Source organism: Microlunatus spumicola, from assembly GCF_039536445.1.
GTDB lineage: Bacteria > Actinomycetota > Actinomycetes > Propionibacteriales > Propionibacteriaceae > Microlunatus > Microlunatus spumicola.
Genome location: NZ_BAAAYR010000007.1, coordinates 73,444 through 98,212 on the forward strand (window position 1 = coordinate 73,444; position 24,769 = coordinate 98,212).

17 protein-coding genes are annotated in these 24,769 nt (G+C 71.4%); 7 read left to right on the forward strand and 10 right to left on the reverse strand.

Annotation, left to right across the window (positions count from 1 at the left end; translation table 11 throughout):
* Window positions 1-280 precede the first annotated feature (280 nt).
* The 3 genes from ABD665_RS20435 to ABD665_RS20445 are packed head-to-tail and all read left to right on the forward strand — an operon-like array spanning window position 281 to window position 3,446.
* Window positions 281-1,171 carry a hypothetical protein gene (locus ABD665_RS20435; protein WP_204913061.1) on the forward strand — a complete coding sequence of 297 codons (891 nt, stop codon included), beginning with the start codon at window positions 281-283 and terminating at the stop codon, window positions 1,169-1,171.
* Between the two features lie 5 nt (window positions 1,172-1,176).
* Window positions 1,177-2,511 (forward strand): O-antigen ligase family protein, encoded by a 1,335-nt coding sequence (locus tag ABD665_RS20440; protein WP_204913060.1) that lies wholly within the window; start codon window positions 1,177-1,179, stop codon window positions 2,509-2,511.
* Window positions 2,508-3,446, forward strand: coding sequence for a glycosyltransferase (locus tag ABD665_RS20445; RefSeq protein WP_344742953.1), 939 nt, complete (start codon window positions 2,508-2,510; stop codon window positions 3,444-3,446). The genes ABD665_RS20440 and ABD665_RS20445 overlap by 4 nt, the downstream gene beginning before the upstream one ends.
* Before the next feature lie 16 nt (window positions 3,447-3,462).
* On the opposite strand, the gene ABD665_RS20450 is transcribed toward ABD665_RS20445, so the two are convergent.
* The 10 genes from ABD665_RS20450 to ABD665_RS20495 all read right to left on the reverse strand — a co-directional run bounded on the left by ABD665_RS20450 (window position 3,463) and on the right by ABD665_RS20495 (window position 19,589).
* Entirely contained in the window at window positions 3,463-5,088 is a 1,626-nt protein-coding gene (locus tag ABD665_RS20450) for a glycosyltransferase family protein (RefSeq protein ID WP_204913059.1), read from the reverse strand.
* A complete protein-coding gene (locus ABD665_RS20455) occupies window positions 5,085-6,329 on the reverse strand; it encodes a glycosyltransferase family A protein (protein ID WP_204913058.1) in 1,245 nt (414 codons plus the stop codon). Before ABD665_RS20455 ends, ABD665_RS20450 begins: the two co-directional genes overlap by 4 nt.
* Entirely contained in the window at window positions 6,326-7,771 is a 1,446-nt protein-coding gene (locus tag ABD665_RS20460; RefSeq protein WP_204913057.1) for an oligosaccharide flippase family protein, read from the reverse strand. Before ABD665_RS20460 ends, ABD665_RS20455 begins: the two co-directional genes overlap by 4 nt.
* Complete coding sequence (locus tag ABD665_RS20465; RefSeq protein ID WP_344742955.1) at window positions 7,768-8,877, reverse strand: DegT/DnrJ/EryC1/StrS family aminotransferase; 1,110 nt, start codon at window positions 8,875-8,877, stop codon at window positions 7,768-7,770. The genes ABD665_RS20460 and ABD665_RS20465 overlap by 4 nt, the downstream gene beginning before the upstream one ends.
* On the reverse strand, window positions 8,874-9,536 hold the full coding sequence (locus ABD665_RS20470; protein WP_204913056.1) for a NeuD/PglB/VioB family sugar acetyltransferase: 663 nt from the start codon (window positions 9,534-9,536) through the stop codon (window positions 8,874-8,876). Before ABD665_RS20470 ends, ABD665_RS20465 begins: the two co-directional genes overlap by 4 nt.
* Window positions 9,533-10,672 carry an aminotransferase class I/II-fold pyridoxal phosphate-dependent enzyme gene (locus tag ABD665_RS20475; RefSeq protein WP_204913055.1) on the reverse strand — a complete coding sequence of 380 codons (1,140 nt, stop codon included), beginning with the start codon at window positions 10,670-10,672 and terminating at the stop codon, window positions 9,533-9,535. The genes ABD665_RS20470 and ABD665_RS20475 overlap by 4 nt, the downstream gene beginning before the upstream one ends.
* Entirely contained in the window at window positions 10,669-11,703 is a 1,035-nt protein-coding gene (locus tag ABD665_RS20480; RefSeq protein ID WP_344742958.1) for an NAD-dependent epimerase/dehydratase family protein, read from the reverse strand. Before ABD665_RS20480 ends, ABD665_RS20475 begins: the two co-directional genes overlap by 4 nt.
* Entirely contained in the window at window positions 11,700-12,755 is a 1,056-nt protein-coding gene (locus tag ABD665_RS20485) for a Gfo/Idh/MocA family oxidoreductase (protein WP_204913054.1), read from the reverse strand. The genes ABD665_RS20480 and ABD665_RS20485 overlap by 4 nt, the downstream gene beginning before the upstream one ends.
* Window positions 12,756-12,807: 52 nt before the next feature.
* Entirely contained in the window at window positions 12,808-18,666 is a 5,859-nt protein-coding gene (locus ABD665_RS20490) for a DUF4082 domain-containing protein (protein ID WP_204913053.1), read from the reverse strand.
* A gap of 317 nt (window positions 18,667-18,983) precedes the next feature.
* Window positions 18,984-19,589, reverse strand: a complete 606-nt coding sequence (locus tag ABD665_RS20495; protein WP_204913052.1) for a hypothetical protein — start codon at window positions 19,587-19,589, stop codon at window positions 18,984-18,986.
* A 124-nt stretch (window positions 19,590-19,713) separates the two neighbouring features.
* On the opposite strand from ABD665_RS20495, the gene dxr reads away from it, so the two are divergent.
* The 4 genes from dxr (at window position 19,714) to ABD665_RS20515 (ending at window position 24,762) form a co-directional block, all read left to right on the forward strand.
* The gene (gene dxr / locus ABD665_RS20500) at window positions 19,714-20,985 is read left to right on the forward strand and encodes a 1-deoxy-D-xylulose-5-phosphate reductoisomerase (RefSeq protein ID WP_204913051.1); all 1,272 of its coding nucleotides are present in this window, start codon (window positions 19,714-19,716) and stop codon (window positions 20,983-20,985) included.
* Window positions 20,985-22,283, forward strand: coding sequence for a site-2 protease family protein (locus ABD665_RS20505; protein WP_204913050.1), 1,299 nt, complete (start codon window positions 20,985-20,987; stop codon window positions 22,281-22,283). The genes dxr and ABD665_RS20505 overlap by 1 nt, the downstream gene beginning before the upstream one ends.
* Window positions 22,284-22,474: 191 nt before the next feature.
* A complete protein-coding gene (locus ABD665_RS20510) occupies window positions 22,475-23,557 on the forward strand; it encodes a right-handed parallel beta-helix repeat-containing protein (RefSeq protein WP_204913049.1) in 1,083 nt (360 codons plus the stop codon).
* A 137-nt stretch (window positions 23,558-23,694) separates the two neighbouring features.
* Complete coding sequence (locus ABD665_RS20515) at window positions 23,695-24,762, forward strand: glycosyltransferase (RefSeq protein WP_204913048.1); 1,068 nt, start codon at window positions 23,695-23,697, stop codon at window positions 24,760-24,762.
* Window positions 24,763-24,769 lie beyond the last annotated feature (7 nt).

Here is a 24,769-nt window from a genome sequence, read left to right on the forward strand (position 1 = left end):
CCGCTCGGGTTCGACCGAGTGCGGGACCTCGCTCAGGCCACCCTGGGGAAGTTCCCACGAACTCAGCGGGCGAGGTCCGATCGATCTAGGATCTGCATCGTGCGCCTGAAGAGGCGCTGTTGTGCGGGGGACGATCCAGCAGACCACGACGACGGCCGGGCATCGAAGCATCGATGCCGAACGGCGGTGGGCGCGCGGGCGTCATCCGCTGTGCGAAGGGGCCGGCGGGCGGCCCCAGGGGGAAGGCGCGAGGTTGAGGGTCCAAGACATCCTGCTGGCGGTGCGACGCCGGTGGTACCTCGTCGTGGCCACGCTCGTGCTCGCGGTCGCCGGCACGCTGCTCACCGTCACCCTCGTCGGCACGACCTACCGGGCGGAGGGCGCCGTGCTGCTGGTGCCTCCGGGCGCGTCGCTGGAGCAGCGCCCGGGAACGACCTCCTCGGCCGGGAACCCCTATCTCCAGCTGACGGGCCTCACGGAGGCGCGTGACATCGTCATCCGGTCGATGAGCGCGAAGTCGACCTACATCGAGCTGTGCGAGACCTCGGGCGACCCGGGCTACGAGTCGATGAGACGCAACCTGTGCAGCGCGCACCCGAGCATCAGCTTCGAGGTCGCGAAGGATGACGAGAGCAACGCTCCGGTGATCCTCGTGACCGTCGACGCGGCCTCGCGCCAGGACGCGATCACGACCCTGAACACCGTCATGAACCGCGTGCCGACGACGCTTCAGCAGCTGCAGAGCGATCTCAACCTCCGTGCGAACGCCGCCATCACGTCCGCACCCGTCGTCGCCGACACCATTCCCGACGTCGTCCACAAGGATCAGATCCGGGCCGCGGTGCTGGTCGGCGGCGGCACGTTCGCGCTGGGGCTCCTGGTGACCGGCATGGTCGACGGGCTGTTCCTGCCTCGCCGACGAGCGGCCCTTCCGGATCTCGACACGGACGAGGAGCTCGACGAAGCGCCGGAGGACGAGCACGCGGACCCGCCCAGCGACGGTGTCGACGACGGACAGGGAGCGGGGGACCGTGGGCGACCGGGCGGGGAGAAGCCGTCCCGGAAGCGCTCGCGGCCGGGGAAGCAGACGTCGGTGCCCGACTGGGGTCAGTCGGCCGAGCAGGAGCTGACGGGCGTCGGCGCAGACCGCTCCGCCCCGCGCTGGGACTGAGCCCGGTGACGCAGACCCTCGCCGGCTTCCGGGCAGCAAGGCCCGCGCCGTCGCGCCCGCGACCGCTCGCCCGCCTCGACGGTGTGTCGGCGCTGACCGTCTACCTCGTGCTGCTGCTGGCCGTCCCCTCGGTCATGGTGATGTCCCCCCTGGGCAGCGCGGGTTCGCCTTCCACCGTGGTCGCGGTGGGGCTGTTCCTCCTCTGGCTGTGGTTCCAGGTGCACCAGCTGTCCCGGCGACCTCGACGCGGTCGCGAGCTGCGCCGGGCCACCCTGATGTGGTTGGTCCTGATGCTTGCCGTCTACGCCCACTCGATGTCTGGACCTCTGCCCGCGGACGAGGTGAGCCCAGGAGATTTCGGGATGCTGAAGCTGGCCGGCTTCTGCGGCGTGCTGCTGGTCACCAGCGACGGGATCCGCGACCTGGGGCGGCTGCGGATCTTCACCTCCCGCCTGGTCATCGCGGTGGGCCTCGTCGCCGTCCTCGGGCTCGTGCAGTTCCTGACCCAAGAACTTCTCATCGACCGTCTGTCCGTCCCCGGGCTCACGTCGGTCCCGCACACGGGGCTGACCGAGCGCAACGGACTGCCGAGGCCGAACGGGACCTCCACGCACCCCATCGAGTACGGGGTCGTCCTGTCGATGGGATTTCCCCTCGCGGTTGTGCACGCGCTGTGGTCCCCGCGTCGTCGGTGGCTCTACCGTGCGTTGCTCGCCGTCATCGCCCTCGACGTGTTCATCTCGAGCTCCCGCTCGGCGCTGGTCTGCGCCGGTCTGTCGCTCCTCGTGCTGGCCGTGTGCTGGCCCGCCGCCCTCCGGATCAAAGCCGTCGTCGCGGCGGTGGTCGCCACGGCGGCGGTCTACGTGGTGGTCCCTGGGTCTCTCGGAGCGACGACCAAGCTCTTCACGCTCGCCGGCAACGACCCGAGCATCACCTCGCGGACCGGGAGCTACGACCTTGCCTGGTTCTTCTTCAGCCAGAGCCCGTGGCTGGGCCGAGGCTTCGGGACCTTCCTCCCGAAGTACTGGATCTTCGACAACGCCTACCTCGGTCTGCTCGTGGAGGGAGGCATCCTCGGGCTGGGCGGGTTCGTCGTGCTGATCCTCGTCGCGGCCCGGGCGGCGCAGCGGGCCTCGGTGTCGCTGCCCGACGAGCTGGACCGGCGGCTGGCCCAGGGTGTCCTGGCCGCGATCGCCAGCGGGGCCGCCGGGCTGGCGTTCTTCGACAGCTTCGGCTTCCCGCAGTCGGCGGGGTGCTTCTTCCTCGTGCTGGGCATCGCGGGTGCGCTGAGGCGGTTGGCCCCGGTCTCTCCGCTCGACCCCAGAGCCACGACCTCGTGAGCAGCGGGATCGAGCAGGGGTCGGCTGTCCGCGAGAAGGTCGCGGTCGTCGTGGTCCTCTACAACAGCGCCGAGCACCTCTCCGAGTTCGTGACTTCGCTGCCGGTCGGGCTCGGCGGGGTCGACCACGAGCTGATCGCCGTCGACAACGCCTCGACCGACGGTGGCGCCGAGCTTCTCGAGTCGTTGGCTCCTGACGCCACCGTGGTGCGCACCGGACGCAACGGCGGGTACGCGGCGGGCATCAACGCTGGGGTCGCAGCTGCCGGCCCGCACACCGCCGTGCTCGTGCTGAACTCCGACGTGCGGCTGCTGCCGGGTTGCGTGCCCACGCTGCTGCAGCGCCTGCGGGCGACAGGGGCCGGCATCGTCGTACCACGACTGACGGACGCCGACGGGCGGCTCATCGAGTCCATCCGGCGTGAGCCGACCGTGGGCCACGCGTTGTGGGAGGCCGTCCTCAGCGCCCGGGTAGCAGGCCGGATCGGGCGCCTCGGTGAGGTCGTGACCGACCCACGCGCGTACGAGAAGGAGCAGCGGGTGGACTGGGCGGAGGGGTCGACGCAGCTGATCAGCCGCCGTTGCTGGGACGTGTGTGGACCTTGGGACGAGTCGTTCTTCCTCTACTGCGAGGAGACCGAGTACAACTTGCGGGCCCGCGACGCGGGTCTCGGCGTCCTCTTCGTGCCGACGGCCAAGGCCGTGCACCTCGAGGGTGGATCCTCGGTGTCGGTCGACTGGTTGTGGAGCCTCCAGGTGACGAACCGGGTGAGGCTCTTCCGGCGCACGCACGGCCGCGCGTCGACCACGCTCTTCTGGGCGGTGACGCTGGGCCGGGAGATCAGCCGGGCCATGCTGGGTCGCAGCAAGAACCGGGCGGCGGTGCGTGGTCTGCTCGACGTCCGTCGGCTTCGCGGAGGCGTCGTCGCTCGTTGAGGGTCCGGCGCCCGGGTCAGCGCGCTGCGGTCCGAGACCGGACCGCGGCCGCCAGTCGGGAGACGGCAGGCACGAGATGGTCGGGCAGGAGATCCTTCAGCCCGAGGTCGGCCCCGGTACGCAGGAGGCCGGCCGCGAGCGGGAGCCGCGCTGATGTGGGGAAGAGCGGCAGCGTCGAGCGCACCGAGCCGTCACGCCCTCGGCTCCAGCTCGTCTGCTCCATGACGGCGAGGACGAGGCGGTCCACGGCTTCCTCGCGTCGTTCGACAGGCTGCGGGCGCGCCGGGGCCGACGAGCGGCTGGCGTCGTCGACCAGGCGTTCGACACCCGCCTTCCAGCCGCTGCCGGTGTGGGAGGCCGCGATGCTGGACCGGACGGCGTCCCCGGACGTCTCGCGGAGAGATGCGTCGTCGAGCAGCTCGCAGAGCGTCGTCGAGAGCTCGTGCGGTGACGACGGACGGTGGATGTGCGCGTCGACCTCCGGGGTATCAGCTCCGAAGACCTCGCACCCCTCGGGATGGCCCGCGTACGTGACGACGGGTGTCTGAAGGCTGCCGACCTCGAGGAGCGACGTCAGGGAGCTGAAGGGGAACGAGTCGAGATAGATGTCGGCCGCTTGCTGCACCAGGAACGGGTCGTCCAGGAGCCCGAGGGCACGGACGCGACCGTCGGTGGCGTCAGAAGCCTCGGCCCATTCGCCTTGGGGGCTCGGCCCCGCTGCGAGGAACACGGCCTTCGGGTGCGAGGCGATCGTCGGTAGCACGAGCTGCAGGAGGCTCGGGCCGGACACCGGACGGTACTTCGAGCCGTCGGCAGCGGTGAGGATCACCACCTGCTCGGGTCTGAGGCCGAGGCGGCGCTTCGCGTCCTCCCTGCTCACCTCGCGGCCACGGGGGTTCAACGGCCGGGCCAGCGTCGTGCACCGCTCGGACGTGACGCCCCGTCGGCGCACGGCGAGGTCTGCTCCGCTGTCACGCATGTTCAGGAGGAGGGAGGTCATCTGCGTCCCCAACCAGAAGACGTGGTCGGCGTGGTTGACGTAGACGACCGGGGGCAGGTCGGGCACGCCGGAGAACGCAAGTCCCGGGACCACGTCGTGCGGATGGGCATGCACGAGGACGAGGTCGCTCCGACGCGCGAGCTCGCGAACCTCGGCTGCCCGTTGCAGCAGTCCGCGAGTCAGATCGACCCGGGTGATGTCGAGCTGGCGCGAGCGGCGGGCCTCGAGCTTGGTCGGCAGCACGACGGGCCCTTGGCGCGTCAGGCACACGAGATGCTGGCGGGACACGTCCTGATCGACCCAGGAGGCCACGAACTGGGTCGACCCGCCTGTCTGGTAAGCCTGCGTGACGACGTGCAGGACGCGGCCGCGGGCTCCCTCCGCGCTCGAGCTCCGAGCCAGGGGGACCACCGTAGCGAGCCGGACGAGCATGTTCTCGAGGTCGGCGTCGGCGAACTGGCCGCCGGGATTGAACCAGGCGTGGTCGGCCGCAACCTGCACCCAGGCCGCCGCCCCGGCGGATCGGCCCGCATCGAGCTCTGACCCGGCCCGGTCTCGCAGCATCTCGAACTCGGCGAAGTTGGTCGCGAGTCGCGAGCCTGTACGGGGACGGGCGGTGCCGTCCACGACCTCGGTCGTCATGCCGGTGCGCCGGAGGCTGCTCTCGCACCCGTGGGTAGTCGCAGCCGCAGGTCTAGAGGCCGATCACGCGCCTCCCCGTAAGCGCGCGACCCTGCCTCGGCGAGCGGACCGAGCACGCACCAGGCACCTGAGCCCTGGCTGTAGCCCACGAACGAGGACCCGGGCGCGTCGTCGCACCACTGCCGAGCGGTGTCGAGGTCGACGTTGGCGACGAGGAAGGACTTTTCGGGCGCCGAGCGGACCTGACGGAGGACGTCGGCCGGCTCGACGAGACCGACCGTGATGGGTCGGTCCCGGCGCAGGAGCGGGACGTGCTGGCCCACGGGCCAAGGCGTCAGACGGTCCTGCTCGGAGACGACGTTGAGGATGACGACCGGACGGGCGTCCACCGTGAACGCGAGCAGCTGGTCGACGCTCTCGCGGATGTCACTGAGGACCACCTCCCGGCTGCCACGAAGACCATGCCAGGAAGCCGTCGTGAGCGAGTCCTTCACCCACCGGTACCGCCAGCGACGGGCGTCGAGCGGACCGGGCAGCACCCGCTTGGGCGGCCCGCCCACCACACCGCAGGTCGTCCGGATCGGCACCTGCTCGGGGTACCGGGCCCCGACGGTCGCGTGCGCGAGGTCCAGCTTGGCGAGGTTCGTGGACAGGCTGTTGTGCGTGAGCGGGACGTCGACCGCGGCGACCCGACCTCCTCGGAGGCGGAGCCGGAGGCTGTACTCGACCGCGTACGCGTGCCACGCAAGCTCCGGGTCCTCCGCCAACGGCTCCTCGATCAGGAGATCGCGCGAAGCGAGGAACAGGACCTCGTCCAGGGTGTCGACGTCGATGGGGTCGATCGCGGTGTCGCCCGCCATGACGACGCGGTCGCGGACGCGCCCCGCGAGGCGCCCCGTGCTCGTGATCCCGGCGGCGCCGGCGACGTCGACCTGCCCGTCGAGCACCTGTCCCGCCACGCGTTCCAGGCTCGCCAGCGAGTGCAGGTAGACGTCCTGGTGGACGAAGGCGACCACGGGATGACGTGCCCGCCGTGCTCCGTGGTTGAGCGCTGCGCCGGCACTCGCGAAAGCGCCCCTGCGGTTGTCGACCGCGATGACCTCGGTGTCGGGTGCCTCGTGGGCGTTCTCACGCACCGACCGGAGCAGGCAGTCCTCGAGCACCCGCTCGTCGTTGTAGACGCACACGAGCGTGACGGGCGCACGCCGCTCCGCAGAGCGGCCATCGGGTGAGGTCGTCATGCGGTCCTCCTGACGTCGACGAGTCCGGCAAGGGTGGAGCGCCGGCGCCAGAGCAGCCCGGCGGTAGCGGCCAGGGACAGCGTGCCGCAGGCCAGGCAGGCGAGCAGCGGCGTGTCGATGATCGACGAGAGCAGCCAGGTGCCGACCAGGACGGCGGCGCCGACGGCGAGCGGCACCGCCACCGGCGCGAGGATGTCGCGCACCTCGAGACCGTTGCGGCGAAGCAGCGCGACGTAGATCGGCAGAACGACAGCCATCACGGACAGCTGCGCACCCGCGACCCCACGCAGTCCCGCCTGGCTGCCGAGCAGCAGCGCGGGTACGAGGACGGCGAGCCACACGCCCTGAACGGCGAGCAGGGAGCGGGAGCGGCCGTTGATCACGAGGTAGTCGTAGGCGAGCTCGCTGAAGATCCGCGCGGCCGCGCCGAGCCCCAGCAGCTGCAGGGCCAGGGCCGCCGGGTGCCAGACGTCTCCGTACACGAGGCGGATGATCGGGTCCGAAGCTCCTGCGAGCAGGGCGCAGACCGGCAGGCTCGCCGACGCGAGGAGTGCGAGCAGCCGACTGAACTCCGCCCGCGTGGCAGCCGCGTCGCCGCGCAACCTGGCGAAGATGGCCGGACCGACCGCGCGCATCGGCAACGAGAAGATGAAGACGGGCCAGCTGGACAGGTTGAAGGCCAGGACGTAGAACCCGAGGGTCGTCGCGCCGAGCCTGCTGCCAGCCACGAGCTGGTCGACGTAGCCGACGGCGAAGACGAGGATGCTCGTCCCCGCGAGCGGAAGGCCGAACGACAGCAGGCTGGGAAGCACGTCGCGACGCAGGCCGAAGCGGAAGCCTTCCGGACAGAGGCGCGCGAAAGCGCCCGCAGTTGCCGCGGCGCCCACCACCCGACCCACCGCCAGGCTCATGGCACCGAGACCCCCGAGAGCGAGCCCGAGGGAGCAGGCGGCGCCGAGCCAGATCCCGATCTGGTCGACGACCACGCGCTCCCGCTGCCGGAACTCGCGCTGCATGAGTGCGGCCGGGGTCGCCACGAGCCCGCTGAGCAGCACCGAGAGTGCCATGACGCGCACGACCGGTGTGGCTGCGGGGGAGCCCATCACCGAGCAGAACCACGGCGCGATCAGCACGAGCGCCCCGGTCATCAGCGTGCTCATCACCATGGACAGGGTCGCCACCGTCGGCGCGATGCGCTTCGGGTCCTCCGCCCAGCGCACGATCGCCAGGCTCACCCCCAGCTCGTTGAAGCTGAGGACGGCGGTCAGCGCCACGGTCGCCACGGCGAAGGTGCCGAACTCGGCGGGTCCGAGGAGCCGGGCCAGGACGATGCCGACAGCCATCGTCCCGAGCTTCGACATCAGCGTGTTGAGGAAGCTCCACCGGAGGGCGCGCGAGGCTACCGCCGACAGACCGGTCGGCGTGTGTGCGGTGGTGGTCACGGGGTGGCGTCGAGGGCCGCGCGCAGCGCCTCGACCACCTGGACCTGCTGGGCCTCGGTGATGTGCGGGTAGAGCGGGAGCGACAGGATCTCGCTCGCCGACCGCTCGGCCACCGGGAACGACCCCGGGCCCAGGCCGAGAGAGGCGTACGCGCGGGTGAGGTGCAGCGGCACCGGGTAGTGGATGCCCGCCCCGACGCCGGCCTCGTTGAGACGGCGGAGGACGGCGTCGCGGTCCTGGACGCGCACGACGTAGAGGTGCCAGACGTCCACGTTGCCCTCGGCGGAACGGGGGACGCGGACGCCCTCGACGTCGGCGAGCAGCGCGGAGTAGCGGTCGGCCGCCTCGCGGCGCCACGTGTTCCAGGTGGCCAGCCGCTTGAGCTTGGCGTTCAGGACGACCGCCTGGACGGTGTCGAGGCGCGAGTTCATGCCCACGACCTCGTGGTCGTACTTGCGTGCCGAGCCGTGGTTGGCGATCAGGCGGACGCGCGCGGCGAGGTCGGCGTCCTGCGTGGTGACGGCACCGGCGTCGCCCGCGGCCCCCAGGTTCTTGCCGGGGTAGAAGCTCGTGCCGGCCGCCGCGGCCAGGCTGCCCGCGAACCGGCCGAAGCGGGTGGCGCCCTGCGACTGGGCGGCGTCCTCGACGACGGGGACGTCCCCGACGACCGCGAGCACGCGCTCGACCGGCGCGACCTGGCCGAAGAGGTGCACAGGGACGACGGCCTGGGTCTTGTCGGTGATCGCCGCGGCGATGAGGTCAGGGTCGATGAGCAGGTGCTCGTCGTCCACGTCCACCAGGACCGGGACGGCGCCGATGCGGGAGACCGCCTCGGCCGTCGCGATGAAGGTGTTGGCGGGCAGGATCACCTCGCCCCCGGCGGTCACGCCGACCCCGCGGAGCGCGAGCTCGACGGCGTCCGTGCCGTTGGCCACCCCGACGCAGTGCGCGGCGCCCGTGGCCTCGGCGTAGGCGAGCTCGAACTCGCCGACCGGCTTGCCGCCGATGAAGGACGTCGTCGCGAACACCTCGCTCAGACCGGCCATCACCTCCTCGGAGATCTCGGCCTGCTGCGCGGCGAGGTCGACCAGCGGAATGGCGTTCACGAGGTGCTCCCGATCGAAGTGGTGGTGCGGCGGGGACGGGCGGGCACTCCCGTCCAGGTCTGGTCGGCGGGGAGGTCGGAGAGGAGCACGGCGCCCATCCCCAGCACGGACCGCGCGCCGACCGTGGTGTGCTCACGGACGCTGCTGTTCATGCCGAGGTAGGCCTGCTGCTCCACGACCACGTGCCCGCCGAGGCTGACCCCGGCACAGATCGTGGCGAAGTCGGCGACGAGGTCGTCGTGCGTGAGGGTGACGTTCGGCATCACGACCACGTGCCTCCCGACGCTCACGTCCGTCGTGAGGACGGTACCGGCGAGGAGCACGCTCCCGCAGCCGATCCGGGAGTTCCGCGGGACCGACGCGGAGGGGTGCACGAAGGTCGCGTAGCGGTCCTCCGTCACGCCGAGGGCGGTCAGGCGGGCGACGATCGCCGCGCGGCTCGAGCCGCGGCCGGCGCAGACCAGGAACGACGCGTCCGGGTGCTCGACCGCGGCGTCGGTGCTGCCCAGCACGGGGACGCCGCCGACGCTCGTCCCCCGCAGGTTCGCGGCGTCGTCGAGGAGCCCCCGGACCTCGAGGCCGGAGGGTTCGTCCGCGAGGGCGCCGAGCACCTCGCGGGCGAGGCCGCTCGCGGCCACCAGGACCAGGGGGACGCTCACGCCGGGTTGCCGGCCTCGGTGAGGACGTCGACCACCCGCGCCTGCTGGGTCTCGTCCATCTGGTGGAAGAGCGGCAGGATCAGGGTCGAGTCGGTCAGGTGCTCGGTGACCGGGAGGGACCCCGGGGCGGCGACGCCGACGTACGGGGGCTGCCGGTGGGTCGACATGATGCCGCGCCGGGCGGAGATGTCGGCGTGCGCCAGCCGCTCCAGCAGGGCCTCGCGGTCGATCGGGTAGGCCTCGCCGACCTCGACCCAGAAGGACTGGAAGTTGCTCTCGCCCCAGGCGGGGTCGGTGACCGTGCGGAGCCCGGGGACCTCGCCGAGGAACTTCTGGTACGACGCCGCGATCTCGCGCCGGCGGGCCACGACCTCGGGCAGACGGCCGAGCTGCACGATGCCGACGGCGGCCTGCAGGTCGGTCATCCGGAAGTTGTAGCCGACCTCGTCGTACGTCTCGGGCGGGGCGAGGACCGACGCGTGCCGGTCGGCCGCGGACACGCTCATCGCGTGCTCACGAAGCTTCCGGACACGGTCGGCCCAGTCCTGGCGCGACGTCGTGACCATCCCGCCCTCACCGGTGGTGAGGATCTTGCGCGGGTGGAAGGACCACGCCGAGATCTCCGCGCCCGCGCCGACGGGCCGGCCGCGGTAGGTGGAGCCGGCCCCGCACGCGGCGTCCTCGACCACGGCGACGCCGCGGGGGTCGCAGACGGCCCGGATGGCGTCCAGGTCGACCGGGACGCCGCCCTGGTCCACGACGACGACGGCGCGGGTGCGCTCGGTGAGCGCGGCCTCGACCGTCTCCGGCGTGAGGTTGCCCGTGGTCACGTCGACGTCGGCGAAGACCGGCGTCGCACCGACGTAGCGCACGGCGTTGGTCGTGGCGATGAAGGAGAACGACGGGACCACGACCTCGTCGCCCGCACCGACCCCGACCACGACCATGGCCAGGTGCAGGCCGGTGGTGCACGAGGAGACGGCGACGGCGTGCTCGGCCTGCATCGCGGTGGCGAACGCGGCCTCGAACGCGGCGACCCGCGGACCCTGGGCCACCCAGCCGGAGCGGAGGACCTCGGCGACCGCCTCGACCTCCTCCTCGCCCAGGTAGGGCAGCATCACGTTGACGCGGCTCATGCCATGGCTCCTGCCGGCTCGGTCTTCTCGTCGTCCTGCTCGTCCTTGCCCGGGTCGAACCCGAGGGCCTTCTCGCTGCGCCACCAGTCGACGAGCTGGCGGAGCCCCTCGTCGAGGCCGATCTCGGCGGTGAAGCCGAGGTCGCGGCGCGCGGCCTCCGTGCTCGCGAGCCGGCGGGTGACGCCGTTGACGGGCCGGTCGGGCCCGTGCTCCACGCCGAGGTCGGACCCCATCACCGACAGCAGGCGCTCGGCCAGCTGCAGCAGCGAGGTCTCCTCGCCGCGGGCGACGTTGTAGACGCCCTCGACGACGGGGCTCGTCGCCGCCAGCAGGTTCGCCCGGGCGATGTCCGTCGTGAACACGAAGTCCATCGTCTGGGCGCCGCTGCCGAAGATCAGCGGCGGCTTCCCGGCCACGATGCGCTCCATCCAGCGGATGAGCACCTCGGTGTAGAGACCGTGGATGTCCATCCGGGGCCCGTAGACGTTGAAGTAGCGCAGCGCCACGTAGTCCAGGCCCGACATGGCCCGGAAGCTGCGGAGCATGCCCTCGTTGAACGTCTTCGCCGCGCCGTAGAACGTGTCGTTGTCGTACGGGTGCTGGTGCTCGGTGGTCGGGAACTCCTCGGCCAGGCCGTAGACCGAGGCCGACGAGGCGGCGACGAGCTTGCCGACCTTGGCCTGCGCCGCGGCCTCGATCACGTTGAACGTGCCGTCGACCAGGACCTCGAGCGCGAGCCGGGGCTCCTCGGCGCACTGCGTGATGCGGATCGCCGCCTGGTGGAAGACGACGTCGGTGCCGGCCGTGAGGTCGTGCACCAGGTCGCGGTCCCGCAGGTCGCCGACGACGAGCCGGACCCGCGGGTCCTCCAGCGGACCGCGCAGGTTGCCGCGACGGCCGCGGACGAGGTTGTCGAGGATGCGGACCTCGCCGGCCCCCGCCTCGAGCAGCTGGTCGACGATGGTCGAGCCGATGGTGCCGGCGCCGCCGGTCACGAGCGTCGTGGCGCCCTTCAGGTCGAGGCCGCTCACGCGACGAGCTCCGCCTGCGCGACGTGCTGCTCGACCGTGCGGACCGGGCCGCCGCTGGCGAGGCTCGCGCTGGCGGCCTCCAGCACGGACAGGACCCGGAGGCCCGAACGGCCGTCCGTCTGCGGGGCGCGACCGGCCTCGATGGCCGCGGCGAACTCGGTGGCGACGCCGGCCAGGGCCTCGCCCTCCTTGAGCGCCGGGACGACGACGTCGCCCATCCGGTAGGAGACGGTGACGGCCTCCCGCTGGACGGCGTCGGCCGCCTGGGTGCGCAGGTCGACGCCGCGGTCGTGGATCGAGATCCGCTGCGCGGGGTTCATGTCGTCCCACACGAGGGTCCGGCGGCTGCCGCCGATGACCATCTGGCGGATCTTGGTGGGGGAGAGCCAGTTGACGTTGACGTGCGCGATCGCCCCGTTGGCGAGGGGCAGGTTCAGGTAGCCGACGCAGGCCTTGCCGGCGCCGAGCGGGTCCGCCCCGTGGGCCGTGACGTCGGTCGGCGCCAGGCCGCCCGGCAGGATGAAGTCGAGGATCGACAGGTCGTGGGGAGCGAGGTCCCAGAAGACGTCGACGTCGGGCTGCACGAGCCCGAGGTTGATGCGCGTCGAGTCGATGTAGAGCACGTCGCCCAGCTCGCCGGAGGAGATCGTGTCGCGGATGTACTGGACCGCAGGGGTGTAGCAGAAGGTGTGGTCGATCATCAGCACCTTGCCGGCCGCCTCGGCCGCGCTGACCATCACGGCCGCCGTCTCGGCGTTGTCGGCGAGCGGCTTCTCGACGAGGACGTGCTTGCCGGCCTGGAAGGCGGCGAGCGCGAGCGGCGCGTGGGTCTTGGCGGGCGTCGCGATGGCGACGGCGTCGATGTCGTCACGGGCGAGCAGCCGCTCGACCGAGGTCTCGACCTCGACGGTGGAACGGGCGCCCACGACCTTGCGGGCCCGGTTCTCGTCCAGGTCGCAGACCGCGACCAGGTCCCAGGCCGGGTTGGCCCGGAAGTTGCGGATGAGGTTCGGACCCCAGTAACCAGCGCCGATGACGGCTATCGAGTACATCTCTCCCCCAGAGGTGTTCGGTGGATGGTGCGGAAGTGGTTCAGAGCGTGGTTCAGACGGAGACGACGACGTCGACCCAGTAGTTGGTGCTGCTCGGCGTGGTCGGGCGCACGTTGCCCGCGCCCGAGACGCCGCCGAGCGCCGGCACCGTCAGCGGACCCGCCGTGTACGCGCCCAGGTAGCTGAGGCCGGTGGTCGCCCACCGGCCGACGGGTGCGTAGTAGGAGGCCGTGTACGTCGTGCCGGCCGTGATGGCGACCGGGGTCGTGAAGGTGGCGGTGCGCCACCCCGTCCCGGTCTGCGTGGTGGTGGCCGTCGCGAGCTGGGTGCCGTCCGGCGCCCAGAGCTTGACCGTGCTACCCGTGTTCGTCGACGCGGCGTAGTAGCGGATCGAGGTGACCGACCCGGCCCGCGAGGACCGGAACTGCACCCCGACCGTCGTCGGCGAGGTCGTGCTGACCGCCGACGTCGACGGCGTACGGGTGGTGGCGTACAGGCTGTAGGCCTGGGCCGCCGTGGTGAAGGACCAGGTCGTCGGTGAGGCCATCGCGACCCCGGTCGTGCTGCTGGCGCTCACCGAGACGGTGTAAGCGGTCGAGCTCGTGAGGTCTGCCGTCGGGTTGAAGGTCACCGTACGCGTGGTGGCGTTGTAGCTGGTCGACCCCGCAACCGTTCCTGCGGCGTTCCTGAGCGTCAACGTCAGGCCGGTCGTGGAGACCGCCCGGGCGAAGGTGGCGGTGACGTTCGAGCCCGCCGCGACGTCTGTCCCACCGGCCTCGGGCGTCTTCGTCGTCACGCTCGGGGCGTCCGTGTCTGCCGTGGTGAAGGACCAGGTCCGCGGGCTGCTCATCGGCAGCCCCGACGGGTTCTTGGCCGATGCCGTCGCCGTGTAGGTGCCGAAGCTGCCCAGGGCAGCTCCCGGGGTGAACGTGGCCGTCCGGCTGGTCGCGTCGTACGCCACCGTGCCCGCCACCGCGGTGCCGCCGCTCGTCCTCAACGACAGGGCCACGGAGGTCGGGTCGACCGCCCGGGCGAAGGTCGCGGTCACCTTGGTGGCAGCGTTCACGCCGTTCGCGCCGGAGGCCGGGCTGACGGCCGACACGGTGGGAGCCACCGAGTCGGCAGTCGTGAAGGACCAGGTCTGGGGTGCCGCCATGGCGACGCCCGACACGTTCTTCGCGGTGACCGAGGCGGTGTAGCCGGTGAGATCGGTCAAGGCCGCCGACGGGGTGAAGGTGACGGTCTTCGAGGCGGGGTCGTACGCCGTCGTGCCCGCCACGGCGGCCGAGGTGCTCGTGTTCTTGAGCGTCGCCACCACCGTGGTCGCGTCGACTGCCCGCGTGAAGGTGGCGGTGACCTTCGTGGTGCGGCTGACACCGGTCGCGGCCGGGGCGGGGCTCGTCGTCGAGACGCTGGGCGGCTGGGTGTCGGCCGTGGAGAAGGTCCAGGTCTTCGGTGCCGGCATGCTGATGCCGGACGTGTTGCGGGCCGACACCGAGGCCGTGTAGCCGGTGTCGTCGGCGAGCGCGCTCGCCGGGGTGAAGGTCGCGGTCCTCGTTGCCGTGTCGTAGGCGGTCGAGCCGGAGACGACAGCTCCCGTGCCCGAGGCGGCCACGGTGAAGAGGGCGGAGGTCGGGTCGATCGGCGACGCGAAGCTGGCGACCACCTTGGCCGACGTGGAGACCCCGGCGGCCGCGTCCGCCGGACTCACCGTCGTGACGGTCGGCGCCTGCGTGTCGGCCGTCGTGAAGGTCCAGGTCTTCGGGGCCGACATGGCCACCCCGGCCGCGCTGGCCGCGCTGGCCGTCGCTGTGTAGGTCGTCGCCCCGGCCAACGGCGCCGCGGTGGTGAACTCCCCCGTCCTGGAGGCTGCGTCGTACGCGAGCTGGCCGCCCACCAGGTTGCCGGTCGCATCGCTCACCGTGAGCTGCAGCGACGCCGGGTCGATGTCACGGCTGAAGCTGGCTGACACCACCGTCGTGGTGGCGACCCCGGTGGCCGCGCTGGCCGGGGTCGTCGACGACACCTGGAGCGGCGCGTCGTCGTTGGTGTCGAAGACGACATCGACGTAGTAGTTCGAGTTGGCGTACGAGTGGTCGGGGAAGCCGTCGCCGTAGACGTACACGCTGCCCGGGTCGACGCTGGCGAGCGGTGTGTTCACCACCGGGTTCGCGAAGTAGTTCAGGTCGGCGGCGTAGTGACCCTTCGGTGCGAAGTAGGCCGCCACGTAGGTCGTGCCCGCCGTCACCGGGACGTTCGCACTGAAGTCCGCCGTCTGCCAGCCGGTTCCCGAGTCGTCGAAGGTGAGGGTGGCGAGCTTCTGCCCGGAGGCGGAGTAGAGGGTGCCGGTGTGGGTACCGGTGTTGCTGGCGTCGCGCCAGTAGCGCAGACCCTTGACGAAACCGCTGGTCGTCGGCGTGAACTTCATGCCCAACGTCACCGGGTCGCCGTCGCCACCGTCGGACTGGACCGGTCGCGTGGTGGTCTCCATCAGGGAGCACGGGCACGCCGCGGCGCCCGAGGTCGTGAAGCTCACGCTGACCGAGCCCGACATCTTGGGGCCGTCGGTGGCGATGGCGTCGCTCACCGTCATCGTGTACTTCGTGCCCGGAGCCAGGTTGGCCGACGGCACGAAGGTCGCGGTCGTCCCCTGGGACTCGGTTCCTGCCGTCCCCGGAACGGCCTCGCCGTCGGATGTACGGACGACCTTGATGGTCGCCGACCCTGGCTGGATGGCCGTGCTGAACCGCACCTGCAGGTGGTCGTCCACCGGGACCGAGCGAGCACCGTCGCCGGGCGAGGTCGACGTGACCGACGGCCGGGCCGTCGCGCTCGGGGTGAAGACCGGGTCGACGAAGTAGTTCGCGTTGGACGTGTTCGTCGGGGCGTCGCCCGCCGAGTACGTGTAGCGCCCGGCGCCGGACGGCGTCGAGAGAGGGCCGCGGGTGATCGGGTCCGAGAGCCCGTTCGAGGTGTAGCCGTACTTGCCCGTCGACGAGGTGTAGGAGACGACGTAGGACGTGCCCTTGGTGACCTTCTGCGGCGAGGCGAACGTCGCCTCCTGCCAGCCCGAGGTCGACTCGTCGGCGGTGGTGGCCTCCGCGACCTTGTTGTTGCCCGCCCAGAGGTTCACGGTGTGCGGAGCCCCGTCCTCAGGCCTCTTCCAGAACCGGACACCCGTCACCTGACCGTCCTGCGACGGCTGGAAGGCGACGCCGAGCTTGACGCCCCCGGAGTCGTCGGCGGGTCCCGAGGCGGGCTGGTCGGAGTCGTCGAAGAGCGTGCACGGGCACTGGTTCGGTGTCGCGTCCGGGTCGACCGTCGTGAAGTTCCACTGGACCGGTGCTGCGAGGGTGGCGGCGTTGACCGTGACCGTGTAGGTGGTGCTGTTCGCCAGGCCCTGCAGCGGGTTGAACGTCGCCGTCCTGCTCGTGGCGTCCCAGCTCACCGTGCCCGGGATGACGTTCTGGGAGGAGTCCATGACCTGCATCGAGATCGAGGCCGGGTCGACGGCCTTCGAGAACGTGGCGGCCGCGGTGGCGGTGGTCGCGACAGAGCTCGCGCCGGCCTTCGGGCTCAGCGTCGTGACGCTCGCCGGGATCGTGTCGTCCGGTGAGAACACGGCGTCGACGTAGTAGTTCGTCTGCCGGATGCTGTTGTTCGGGAAGGCGGAACGCTCGGCGTAGACGCCGTTCGTCACCCCGTTCCCGCCCGCTGCGGTAAGCACGCCCGCGTTGTACGGCTTGCCGAAGTAGTAGGAGTCGGCCGAGTAGTGGCCGCTCGGTGCGTAGTAGGCCGCGACGTAGGTCGTGCCCGCGTTGATGGCCACCGCGCGTGCGAACTGCAGGGTCTGCCAGCCCGTCGCGCTCTCGTTGCTGAAGGTGCCGGTGGCGAGAGCGGTTCCGGACGAGGAGTACAACGTGCCGGTGTGCACGCCCGTGTTCGCGGCTGCCTTGTAGAAGCGGATCCCGCTGATGTACCCGTCACGGGAGGACGTGAACTTGGTGCCGAGCGTCACCGCCGTGCCGTCGGCCGCGTCGACGGTCCTCGGTGTGGCGACGCCGAAGACCGTGCAGGGGCAGGTGGAGGTGACGGCCACGCTGACCGGGGCCGACGTCCGCGCGGAGTCGTCGCTGGCGCGGACCTGGACCGCCGACGGTCCGTTGCCGGTCAGGATCCCTGAGTAGGTCCAGCTCGTGGTGCCGTCGGCCGGGTGGAAGGTGGCGCCGCCGTCCACGGAGACCTCCACGCCGGCGACCCGGCCACCCGCGTCGGTGGCGGTTCCGGAGACCGTCAGCAGCGATCCCTGCGTCAGAGACTGGCCTGCGGTCGGTGTCGTCACCGTCACGGAGGGTGCGACGGTGTCGGTGGATGCCGTGACGGGGCTCAGCCCGGGGGCGAGCGTGGTGGCCGGGGCCGCCATGTCCGTGAGGATGTTGATGGTCGCCTGCTGCATCCGAGGATCGGCGGGCGTGTCGGCCCCGTCGTGCATCGGGTCGAGCCCCCACGACCACTGGATCGTGCCGGCGGAGAAGACGAGCGCCCCGCTGCTGGCCCGGTACAGGGTGATGTGGTGCGTCGTGGTCCCGGGGCTTACCTGGTTGCCGAAGTCCTGCAGGTACTCGGGCGTCGGCCCGACCGTGGTGGACATGTCGATCAACCCAGCTGGGCGGTATCCGTTGTCCACGTCCTCGTTCGACTCGTAGCCGACCGTGTGGTCGCTCAGCGTCGCCTTCGCGCCGTCGGCCATCGTGGCCAGCGACGTGCCACGCCAGACCCGCAGCTTGCCCTCGGAAGAGCTCACCTGCATGGCCAGGTCGTCGGAGTTCGCCTGGAACTGGGTGCCGATCAGGGCGTTCTCCGGGCCGAACCCGTAGCCGAGGTCGCCGAACCGGGGGTCGCGCCAAGTGGCGGTCGGCTCGACGGGGTCGATCGCAGCGTTGGCCCAGGTGTTCTTGTAGTCGACGATGGTGCGGTTGGGGGTGTTCGTGCCGTCCTGCGACGGCTCGAGCCGGGTCTTCCAGTACACGTCGTTACCGCCGAAGAAGGCGAGGTTCACCCCGGCGTCACGCGCATCGGTGACGTTCTTGCGCTGGTTGGCGCTCCAGTACTCGTCATGGCCGACCGAGAGGAACACCTTGTGCTTCTTGACCAGCGCGGGATCGGTGGCGACGTCCAGACCTGAGACGTAGGAGACGTCGACACCGTTCTGCTCGAGGAAGCGGAGCATCGGGTACTCGTTCGAGAACAGGAAGTCACGCCCGTACGACGTGCCCCGCGTGAGGTAGGGCCGGTTGTAGCTGACCTTGTACGCCCGGCCGTTCGCCTTGCCCTCGTAGAAGTCGGACCCGCCGTAGGTGTTGTAGGCCTGCCACGTCGAGTCCGAAGTCTGGAAGAGGGCAGCGGAGGCGTTGCCGTCCTTGCGGACCACGAACGGGATGTGGGAGTCGCCGCCGGTGTCGGTGCGGATCAGACGGGCGATGTAGACGCCGGAGACGGCGGTCGCCGGGACGTTCCACGAGGCCGACACCCCCCACGTGCCGCAGTCGGTGAGCTCGGTGCTCGCGTCGGTCGCACAGGGGGGCTGCACCTGGGGAAGGGGAGCCGAGGGGGCGATGGTGGCGATCTCCCGCGCACCGGAGCCCTGGTACCAGCCGAGCCGGTAGATCTTGATGGAGTACGCAGGGGCGTCGGTCTTGATCTTGAAGCTGATCGCCGAGCCGACGTTGACGCTCGTCGCGGTGGCGAACCCCTGGATCGTGTCGTCGCCGGCGCCGAAGATGTTCCACTCCGCACCGGCGACTCCCGGAAGCTGGTTCTCGCACACGACCGCGTTACCGGTGCAGGCGGCCTGGGCCGTCTGCACGGGTACCACGAGGACGGAAGCGACCAGGGCGAGGACAGCCGTCACGGCCAGCACGGGAAATCGCCAGAAGCCCTTGGCTCCCGACCCGGTCGAAGTCTGCGGAAGAAGACCGATCGTCGACATGCTGCCCCCCAGCTCCACCTTCGCCCCCCGCGAAGGTGATCCCTGCCCCCCGGCAAGGAGGCCACGCACGCGTCTCGTCGAGACGGGCGTCAGAGGACGGACTCCTCCGGCGCATCGGGCACGGCCTCCGCGAGCGTATTTGCTGTCCCGGGAGCGGTGTGACGATTACAAGAATTACCTGACTGTTGCCTTAACGTGGTGCTAATTGACCCAGCCCGACCTCGCGCCGGACATCGAGGTCAGGAGCTCACCACCGTGCTGAGCGAGTCGGTGACGGTCTGCTTGCTGTAGTCCTTGGCCTTCTTGTCCACGAGCGACACCAGCTCCAGCTTGACGTTCAGCGTCATGGCTCGGGCGGTGCGGTCCACCGGCGGGACCGAGAAGGACTGCACGTAGGTGTAGGGCGTCGTCACGAGGTACCCGGGTGTCAGGTTCGTCGTGTCGACGATCGGGTCCGGTCCGGGCAGCGACGAGCTGCCGTCGTTCACGACGAAGCGCATCGTCGTCCTCGTCAGGTAGATCTTGCGTGACCGGTCACGCACGCTGACCTCCACCTGGACGGGCGTCCCGCCGTCAGAGGTCCAGCGCGTCGGCACGGCCACCGAGTAGTCGACGGCGATGGTGAGCCCGCCGGAGCGGACCACGTGTCGGGCGGTGCCGTTGGCCAGCTCGTCCGTCGTCTGGACGCTCGGCGTGTCGCTCGGCGCCGTCGAGGGCGCCTGCTCGGCGGGCGGCGCCGTCGTGATGTCGGGCAGCGGGACGACCTGCGGTCCGCTGCCCGCGCAGCCGGCGAGCAGTCCTGCTGCCGCCAGCGCAGCCGTCGCAGCGAGGTGTCGTCGAGCCATGGGTCCCCCAAGAAGATCTTCGATCGCGTGAGATGCAAAACGTAGTGACCCCCTGGAGTCCCGGCTGCCACTTCGACGAAGTCGTCCGGGAGCGTCACCTCGGCACCCCTGCCACACTGAACCCGTGCGTGACGTCGTGGTCCTGGGCAGCACCGGGTCGATCGGGACCCAGGCGCTGGAGGTGATGGCCCGCCGGCCGGAGGAGTTCCGGGTGGTCGGGCTCGCGGCCGGCGGAGCGTCGGTCGCCCTGCTGGCCCGCCAGGCCCTCGAGACGGGGGCGCAGGTGGTGGCCGTCGCCCGCGCCACCACCGTGCAGGACCTCCAGCTGGCCTTCTACGCGGAGGCGCAGCGCCTCGGGTGGTCGACGGGGGACGCCCGGCTGCCGCGGATCATCGCGGGGCCGGACGCCGCGACCGAGCTGGCCGCGTACCCGTGCGACGTCGTCCTCAACGGCATCACGGGCTCGACGGCGCTGGGGCCCACGCTCGCGGCGCTGAAGGCCGGCACCACCCTCGCGCTGGCGAACAAGGAGTCCCTGGTCGTCGGAGGACCGCTCGTGCTCGCGGCGGCCGCTCCCGGCCAGATCGTCGCGGTCGACTCGGAGCACTCGGCCATCGCCCAGTGCCTGCGCGGCGGCCGGGCCAGCGAGGTCGACCGTCTCGTGCTGACGGCGAGCGGGGGACCGTTCCGCGGGCGCACGCGGGAGCAGCTGGCGGACGTGACGCCGGCGCAGGCGCTCGCCCACCCGACCTGGGACATGGGCCGCGTCATCACCACGAACTCGGCCACCCTGGTCAACAAGGGACTGGAGCTGCTCGAGGCGCACCTGCTCTACGGCGTCCCGCTCGACCGGATCGACGTCGTCGTGCACCCGCAGTCGCTCGTGCACTCGATGGTGCAGTTCGTGGACGGGTCGACGCTCGCGCAGTGCTCCCCGCCGGACATGCGGCTGCCGATCGCGCTGGCGCTGGGCTGGCCCGACCGGGTGCCCGGCGCGGCCGCGGCCTGCGACTGGACCCGGGCGCAGGAGTGGACGTTCGAGCCGCTCGACGACGAGGCGTTCCCGGCGGTCGACCTGGCCCGTACGGCGGGCCGGCACGGCGGCAGCGCGCCCGCGGTCTACAACGCGGCGAACGAGGTCTGCGTCGACGCCTTCCACGAGCTCCGGCTGCCGTTCCTCGGCATCGTCGACGTGGTCGGGCGGGTGCTGGAGGAGCACGTCGCGAAGCCGGGCGGGCGGACCGACGGCGACGTAGGCTCGTCGCTGGTCGCGGGCGCCGACCTCACGCTCGAGACGGTGCTGGCGGCGGACGCCTGGGCCCGGGCGCGCGCCACGCAACTCGTGGCGCAGGGTCTCGGCGGTGGATCCGGCAGGGAAGAGGTCGCACGCGTCTGATGGACATCCTCGTCTACGTCGTCGGAGCGGTCGTCTTCTTCGCCCTCGTGATGGCCTCGATCGGGCTGCACGAGATCGGCCACCTCGTGCCGGGCAAGATCTTCGGCGTCAAGACGACGCAGTACTTCGTCGGCTTCGGCAAGACGCTCTGGTCGACGCGCCGCGGCGAGACCGAGTACGGCGTCAAGGCCATCCCGCTCGGCGGCTACGTCCGCTTCGTCGGCATGTACCCCCCGACGAAGGAGCACCCGGGCCAGGTCCGCTCGACGCGGACCGGGCTGTTCCAGACCATGGCCGACCAGGCGCGCGCGGTCGAGTGGGAGGACATCACCCCGGCCGACGAGGGCCGGTTGTTCTACCAGAAGCGCTCCTGGCAGAAGATGATCATCATGGCCGGCGGGCCGACCATGAACATCCTGCTCGCCTTCGGCCTGCTGCTCGGCGTGACGGCGACGTACGGGGTCTCGCGACCGCAGCTGACCGTGGCCGAGGTCCAGCCCTGCATCGTCCCCGGCGACGCGACGGACACGAGCTGCAACGGCAAGGCGCCGACTCCGGCCGCCCAGATGGGCCTCCGTCCGGGAGACCGGGTCGTGGGGTTCAACGGGCGGGCCGTCGACTCGTGGGGCGACGTCTCCACGCTGATCCGCGGCAACCTCGACCGCCCCGCGCAGCTGACCGTGGTCCGCGACGGCCAGCGGGTCGAGCTGCCGACCGTGAGCACCGTCGTCCAGGGCGTGCCCGACGCGCTCGACCCCTCGAAGCGCGTGGCCGCCGGCTTCCTCGGCGTCGTGCCGACGGTCGAGCGGGTGCGCGGCGGACCGGTCGCGGTCGTGCAGGACATGTGGACGATGACCGAGCAGACCGCGGTGGCGCTCGTGCACTTCCCCGCGAAGGTCTTCTACACGGCGTACAACCTCGTGACGGGCAAGCCGCGCGACCTGTACGGCCCGATGAGCATCCTCGGCGCGAGCCGCGCCGCGGGGGAGATCGCCTCGACCCATCAGATCGGCAGCGCCGACAAGGCCGCGGCACTCTTCTCGGTGCTCGGCTCCGTGAACCTCTTCGTCGCGCTCTTCAACTTCGTGCCGCTGCTGCCGCTCGACGGCGGCCACATCGCCGGGGCGATCTACGAGGCGGTGCGCCGCCGCCTCGCCGCCCTGCGCAACCGCCCGGACCCGGGCTTCGTCGACACGGCCCGGATGCTCCCGGTCGCGTACGTCGTCGGCTCGCTCATCGCCGTCGCCGGCGCGGTGCTGATCCTCGCCGACGTGATCGACCCGATCCGGCTCTTCTGAGTCGTCCGGACCGGGAACCTTCCGCCCCTGATGACGCGCATCGGGGCCGAGAGGGCCCAGGGAAGCATCATCGACGCGAGGCTATTCGTGCGCTCGCCGTAATGGAGGCCGCGCTCGAGCGATGAACGTGCGGGGACAGGTCGGGGGACTCATCTGAGCCGAGAGGCTCTCCGACTCGAAGGAACCTCGCCGTGCGTCGATCGCTCACCATCTTCGTCTTCCTCGTCCTGGCCGCTCTGCTCGGCGGGAGCCTCGCCGCGGGGGCTGCCACGCCGAACGACACCACGTGCCGGAAGGTCGTGAAGAGCACCAAGAGCCCGAGCCAGGCGGATCTTCTGAAGTACTCAGCCTGCCGCTTCGACATGCTCGACGCCCGGGTCGCCGCTCTCGCACCTGTCGGCAACCCGCCCGCGCCGAACCCGCCCGTCCCGTCGAGCGAGCCGAAGCCCTCGGCCACACCGACCCCCACCAGCCCGCCGTCCACGACCTCTCCGGGGCCGACCGGTTCCGGTGACATGCCGACGGCGGGGTCGACGGGCGTACCGTCCGGGACCACCCTCACGGCGTACTCGGGGCCCGCGACCATCACGACTCCCGGCACCGTGATCGACGGGAAGCGCATCACCTCGTGCATCGTCGTGAAGGCCGACGACGTGACGATCCGCAACAGCCTGATCCAGTCGAAGGGCTGCTTCTTCAACGTCCTCTCCGAGAACGGGAGCACGGGTCTTCAGCTCGTCGACGTCGAGATCGACGGCCAGGGCAACGGCAGCGGAGACTCCGCGGTCAACGGCGCGGGCTACACCTGCCTCCGCTGTGACGTGCACGGGACGATCGACGGCTTCAAGGTCGGCAGCAACGTCGTCATCCAGGACTCCTACATCCACGACCTCGTCGGGACGAGCGACTCGCACAACGACGGCATCCAGGTCCTCGCGGGCAAGCACATCAAGATCCAGCACAACTCGATCCTCATCGGGCTGAAGTCGGCGACCTCGGGCATCCTCGTGAAGGCCGACTTCGGTGCGATCAGCGACCTCGTCATCGAGCGGAACCTCCTGGCCGGTGGCGCCTGGACCCTGTACGCCGGCTCCGAGGAGGGCAACGGCGGTGACGGACCTGCGACCGGCGTGACCGTCAAGAACAACCAGTTCTCGACGCGCTACTTCTCGAAGGGCGGCGCGTTCGGTCCCCTCACGGACACGCTCCAGTCCTACGCCGTCGCTGGCAACGTCTGGGCTGACGGCCCGGGCAAGGGCACCGCGGTCTCCTGAACCCAGCCCGGTCGTGCCGTGGCCTCGCGCTCCTCGGGCGCGTGGCCACGGCACCGACCGGCCGATGTCGCCACGGTTCGACGTGATCGACCCGATCCGGCTGTTCTAGCGGCCTCCGCCCTGGGTAGGGGCGGGCCATGCCGGCCGCTCCCACCGCCACCGCCAGCGACGTCGCTGCCGACGCTCCGGCGCCCTCGCGCCGCGGCGAGACCCTGCCGCTGGAGTACGTGCTCCCGCTGAGGTGGGGACGTGACGTCGACCCCCGGGACGCCGTCGAGCTCGCCTCCTACCTGGAGCGGCTGTCGGCCTGGCTGCCCGTGACGGTGGTGGACGGCAGCGCGCCCGACGTCTGGGAGCGGCACCACACGCTGTTCACTCCGTACGCCCGCCACGTCGTCCCGCAGCCGTGGCCGGGTCGCAACGGCAAGGTCGCCGGGGTGGTGACGGGGCTGGCGCTCGCTCGCGAGGAGCTGGTCGTCATCGCCGACGACGACGTCCGCTGGGAGCGGGCGGGCCTGGAGCGGCTCGTCGGGCTGATGGAGGGCGTCGCCCTCGTGCGGCCCCAGAACGTCTTCGTCGAGCTGCCGTGGCACGCGCGCTGGGACACCGCCCGCTCGCTGCTGAACCGGGCGGTGGGCGCGGACTACCCCGGCACGTACGGCGTGCGCCGCAGCGCCTTCCTGGCGGCCGGCGGCTACGACGGGGACGTGCTGTTCGAGAACCTGGAGCTGTCGCGCACGCTGCGTGCGGCGGGCGGCCGGGAGCGGGTCGTGCCCGACCTCTACGTCCCGCGGCTGCCGCCGACGACCGACCACTTCCTCGGCCAGCGCGTGCGGCAGGCGTACGACGACCTGGCCCAGCCGGCCCGGCTGGCGACCGAGGCGGCCCTCGCTCCCGCCGTGCTGGCGCTCGCCGCCCTCGCCCGGCGGCCGGCCACGCGGCGCTCGGCCCGGTGCAGTCTCGCCCTGCTCGCGGCGGCGTCCGTCGGGCTCGCGGAGGTCGGCCGGCGCCGGGCCGGGGGCGCCGAAGTCTACCCCCGCGACGCCGCCCTGTGGGCCCCGCTGTGGCTCGGTGAACGGGCCGTCTGCATCTGGCTCGCGCTCCTGCACCGCGCCCGGGGCGGGGTGCCGTACGGGGGGCAGCGCATCCGGCTGGCCGCCCACAGCGTCCGGCGGCTCCGGCCGGCGGTGCCGCGGCTACGCTGAAAGCGCC

Bases quoted from the DNA above. Each gene is read 5' to 3' on its own strand.
- ABD665_RS20450 (WP_204913059.1), bottom strand. From the start codon at position 5,088: ATGACGACCGAGGTCGTGGACGGCACCGCCCGTCCCCGTACAGGCTCG.
- ABD665_RS20455 (WP_204913058.1), bottom strand. From the start codon at position 6,329: ATGACGACCTCACCCGATGGCCGCTCTGCGGAGCGGCGTGCGCCCGTC.
- ABD665_RS20475 (WP_204913055.1), bottom strand. From the start codon at position 10,672: ATGAGCCGCGTCAACGTGATGCTGCCCTACCTGGGCGAGGAGGAGGTC.
- ABD665_RS20485 (WP_204913054.1), bottom strand. From the start codon at position 12,755: ATGTACTCGATAGCCGTCATCGGCGCTGGTTACTGGGGTCCGAACCTC.
- ABD665_RS20495 (WP_204913052.1), bottom strand. From the start codon at position 19,589: ATGGCTCGACGACACCTCGCTGCGACGGCTGCGCTGGCGGCAGCAGGA.
- ABD665_RS20505 (WP_204913050.1), top strand. From the start codon at position 20,985: ATGGACATCCTCGTCTACGTCGTCGGAGCGGTCGTCTTCTTCGCCCTC.
- ABD665_RS20515 (WP_204913048.1), top strand. From the start codon at position 23,695: ATGCCGGCCGCTCCCACCGCCACCGCCAGCGACGTCGCTGCCGACGCT.